The following is a 4,222-nucleotide window of genomic DNA, read 5'->3' on the forward strand; positions in this document are numbered from 1 at the left end:
GCTAACACCTACACACTGTCCTGACCTACGGATATGTCAAAAAAGATTCATAGAATCTGCGTAAATCGCAGGTCAGATGGTCGAAAAAGTGTCCGGAGGGGGATACAGCGGCTATCCACAGAGATCGACCTGCGGAAACGCTGACGGTATCTGGAAATCGTCGACCCCACATCCACTGCCCCCAACTCGTGCGTGCCGCAAATCGGCGGCGCGCAGCGCCGCCGATGCGCCTGGCTCGCCTAATTGAGGTTTCCGTCCGGGATTCCAGCCGTGGAGGCCGTTACCTGGTACCGGGTAACGGCACACGGCACCACGCCCGTATCGACAAGCCCGCGTAGGTCCCGACACCTTAGACCGCGGAAACGATTTGAACGACGACCGCGACCACTGGCACCGATCCGGGGTGGTCGGGCCGGAGGATGATTGGGACCAAGTTCGTGATCATCGGCCGGAGCGGGGAATTTGGCGCTGGACCTGGTCGGATGCCACGGCTTGGTCTACGTCTTCGTTCGGGACGAAGACGTAGACCTCAAACGGCCAAATAATGTCAACCGCCTCTACGGCGCCATTAGAGGCCGATGGCTGCCTGGGCAGCCGCAATCGCTACCTCGGTGCCAATTGCGGTGGCTGCACCCAGCACCCATTGACCTGCCATGGCGAGATGGCCCATCGCCTTGTCGCGATCACCTTCCCGGGCGGCAATCTGAGCGTGCCCAACCTCGGACAAGGCGACGTCTTCTTCGACAGTTCCAGTCGACGTCGTGCGCAGGTGACGGCGCACAAGATCCAACTCCTCGGCTAGCGCAGCGAGGTCTATCTTTTGGAATTCCTGGTGGTTTTCTTGATGAAACGACATATGTGCAGCCTGTGATCTCGGTCCAACAGCCCCGGCTTGACCGACGGTGTACTGATCTCCCACAATGCTCCTATCATTGTTCTCATTCTTGATGATCGCTGTGATTCGTTGTATAACGGGATTCTCCCTGCTGGCTATCGGATTTCCCTGTAGTTGAAGCTCAATTATGTCGAGCTGACGAAGCATGATCAGGAAGATCTCGTCTTCGTGCTTGCCCATCAGGCCACCGCATCCCGTGCGCGCGCAAGGTTATCGCGCACGATCTGAGTAACTTGAGAATTGGCCCCCAGCACAGAATTTGCGGTGGCAAGAGTCTGCTCCAGAATCTGGACCGCCATCTCCAGGTCTCCCGATGCGCGATAGGCGGCCGCGAGATTATTAGAAGTCGTCAGTGTGCTGGCGTGCTCGGGGCCAAGTATTCTGCGCTGATCAGAAAGCAGCCCTGCAAATTCTGCGATAGCACCGCGAAAATCGCCGGTGTCGCTGCGCAGACCAGCGAGGTTATTACGGGTACTAAGCGTGTCGGGATGGTCGGTGCCGAGCACCCGTTCACGGGCCGCGAGCAGCCTTTCATAGAGCAGCAGAGCTTCCGCGGGACGACCGACTTCCGCGTAGACGTGAGCGAGGCTGCTGCGGGAGGTCAAGGTTTGAGGATGCTCGGTGCCCAGGATCCGCTCCGAGTCCGCGACGGTCCGCTCCAGTAACGGGATCGCTTCCGCGGGACGACCGACTTCCGCGTAGACGTGAGCGAGGTTGCTGCGGGAGGTCAAGGTTTGAGGATGCTCGGTGCCCAGGATCCGCTCCGAGTCCGCTAGGTTTCGTTCCGTGAGCGCGAGTGCTTCGGTCGGTCGCCCCAGCGACTGGAAGACAAACGCCAGGTTGCTGCGGGAAACCAAAGTATCGGGGTGGTCTGGGCCGAGGATCTGTTCGCGGTCGGTGAGGTTCTGTTCGTAAAGCGGTACCGCCATATTGACCTGACCCGCCGATGCGTAAGCAAAGGCAAGATTATTGCGCGACTTCAATGTGTCGGGGTGGGTAAATCCAAGCACAGATTCACGAATTCTCAGGATTTGCTCAAAGAGAGGGATAGCCTCACTCAATCGACCCGCCGACTGGTAGGCGGTGGCAAGATTATTGCGAGAAGCAAGAGTATCAGGGTGCTCCAGGCCGAAGATGCGCTCCGAATCAGCAACCACAGATTCGAAGAGGGGGATAGCCTCACTCAATCGACCCGCCGATTCGTAGGCGGTGGCAAGATTATTGCGAGAAGCAAGAGTATCAGGGTGCTCCAGGCCGAAGATGCGCTCCGAATCAGCAACCACAGATTTCTGGATGGAGATATCGCCACCGACTCTCACCCCGCTGATAGTTATGGAACGGTCCGCGAACGAATCAGAAGCACGCACACCTACGCCAGCTGACGCGATATCGCTGATTTGGAGATCGTTGCCAGCCCTCACTCGCTCCAAACGCACACCCGCTATGTCCGCGGCGCGCGGAGTCTGTTCCCCGACCACCCGCAGCAACGCCTCCGCCGCAGCTACTACTTCCTGATCGCCACCAGCTCCAGCCTCACCGAGTTTTTGTGCCAGGCGCTGGCGCAGTCCCTGTGCGTATGGGTCATCCTCTGCCTTGCTCGCTTCGTCCTCGATCTGGGCGTAACGACGCGCAAGCAAGGCCCGGAGCGCCTGATAGGAAGCAGTCAATGCACGGCCATAGGCCCCATTGGCTCCCGCTGCGGCACCCGCAACCAGTGCAGCAGCAATCAATGTCACCGGATCCATCGCTGCGGACCTCCCCTACGCGAATGGGCCGTAACCGACCAGCACCAATCTAGCCGAAACTAGTTCTTGACGAGGTCATTCGAGGAGTTGCCTCGGTAGAATCACGAGGAGTCCAGCGACGGTGTCGCTATCGCCCGGCCGAGCTGCTCCAACCTCGCCCGCGACCCCCGCAGGCCTTGGAGGGTGTCTTATGTGGGGAGCTTCTTGTAGCAGGTGAGAGCTGCGGCGAGTTGGAGAAATGCTGCGAAGAGTCGGCCGTGGCGTTCGTAGCGGATCGTCAGCCGCCGGTATCCGGTCAACCATGCGATGGTGCGTTCGATCTTCCATCGATGCCTGCCCAGTCTCGTGGGATCCTCGATCCCGCGGCGGGCGATGCGGGGCACGATGCCACGGGTGCGGAGCCAGCGGCGGTGGACGTCGTAGTCGTAGCCTTTGTCCGCCCGCAGTTTGGCGGGTTTCCTCGACGAGGGCCACGGACCGACCGGACTTTCGGAATCGAGGCGACCATCGGTTGCGGCATCACCGAATCGTGAGTGTTCGCGGCGGTGACACCGGTGACCAGCGGCATCCCGTCCGCGTCCGAGATGACGTGGATCTTGGAGCCTTTCTTGCCGCGATCGACCGGACTGCGACCGATCAGCGATCCCCTTTTTTCGCCCGCACGCTGGCTGCGTCCAGGATCGCTGCGCTCCAGTTGAGATCGCCGGCGGCTCCGAGCCGGTCGAGTATCTCCCGGTGCAGCGCGTCGAACACTCCGGTATCGGCCCACACCATGAACCGGCGATGCGCGGTCGGGACACTCACTCCGAACGACGGCGGCAGATGCCAAGCACACCCGCTGGTCAACACGAACACCACAGCAGTGAACACTGCCCGCTCGTCCACCGGCGCGGTCCCACCGCCCTGCGGTCTGGGCGCGAACTCGGGTAGCAGCGGTTTCACGATGTCCCACAACGCATCCGGGGCCAGCCGCTGGGCAAGCCTGTCGACCACGGGTCACATCATGCCGGACAACGAATTACACCCACGTAAGACCCTCTTATGCTCAGCAGGATGCAGGTGACCAGAATCAATCCATCCTTGCCCAGCATGCACCCGGGATGACCTGGTCGACCAAGGCGCGAGCTGCCGCCAGCGTCAGGAGTCTCCGAATACTCTCCGCACTCGCACAGCTCGACTCATCCCTTCGACCAGCATCTTCCCATCGGTGATCTCGGCCTTCGGTCTGTAGGCGTAGAAATACTCATAAAGGTACTCGTCCTGGCGCCATTTCGAGAAGTCCGTCAGCTGGACAACCGTACGCCCGTGCCATCCCTTCCAGGCTCCGTTCACGTAGAGCGTCATGAGAATCTCCTCGTGGCTTGATGCAACTCGATGTATGCCGAAGGCTAACCAGGATGACTGACAATATGTCGATGCCGAGTGCAGCATCGATCCCCAAATGGTGATTCTCGGAGGAAACTTAGGCGCCGAGCTGACTGAGGCCTTCGGCGAAGATAACTCCGATCCTGTTCAGTGCCTTCTCAACAGGCGGTCTGACTAGTTGTATGAGGCCATAACGTTGGTGACACCGGTGCGGAGG

3 protein-coding genes and 1 pseudogene are annotated in these 4,222 nt (G+C 60.0%); all 4 read right to left on the reverse strand.

What is annotated here, in order from left to right; translation table 11 throughout:
• Nucleotides 1-568: 568 nt before the first annotated feature.
• Entirely contained in the window at nucleotides 569-1,075 is a 507-nt protein-coding gene (locus ON38_RS36295) for a hypothetical protein (protein WP_157181893.1), read from the reverse strand.
• Nucleotides 1,075-2,640, reverse strand: coding sequence for a tetratricopeptide repeat protein (locus ON38_RS35130; protein ID WP_083873090.1), 1,566 nt, complete (start codon nucleotides 2,638-2,640; stop codon nucleotides 1,075-1,077). The genes ON38_RS36295 and ON38_RS35130 overlap by 1 nt, the downstream gene beginning before the upstream one ends.
• Nucleotides 2,641-2,828: 188 nt before the next feature.
• Nucleotides 2,829-3,633: pseudogene (locus tag ON38_RS35650) on the reverse strand (IS5 family transposase).
• 144 nt (nucleotides 3,634-3,777) lie between these two features.
• On the reverse strand, nucleotides 3,778-3,984 hold the full coding sequence (locus tag ON38_RS25705; RefSeq protein WP_039827593.1) for a hypothetical protein: 207 nt from the start codon (nucleotides 3,982-3,984) through the stop codon (nucleotides 3,778-3,780).
• Between the last annotated feature and the right edge of the window lie 238 nt (nucleotides 3,985-4,222).

Origin of the sequence: Nocardia testacea NBRC 100365, assembly GCF_000308775.1 — a bacterium.
GTDB classification, from domain to species: Bacteria; Actinomycetota; Actinomycetes; order Mycobacteriales; family Mycobacteriaceae; genus Nocardia; species Nocardia testacea.

Coding starts and splice junctions, on each gene's coding strand:
- ON38_RS36295 (WP_157181893.1), bottom strand. CDS start 1,075: ATGGGCAAGCACGAAGACGAGATCTTCCTGATCATGCTTCGTCAGCTC.
- ON38_RS35130 (WP_083873090.1), bottom strand. CDS start 2,640: ATGGATCCGGTGACATTGATTGCTGCTGCACTGGTTGCGGGTGCCGCA.
- ON38_RS25705 (WP_039827593.1), bottom strand. CDS start 3,984: ATGACGCTCTACGTGAACGGAGCCTGGAAGGGATGGCACGGGCGTACG.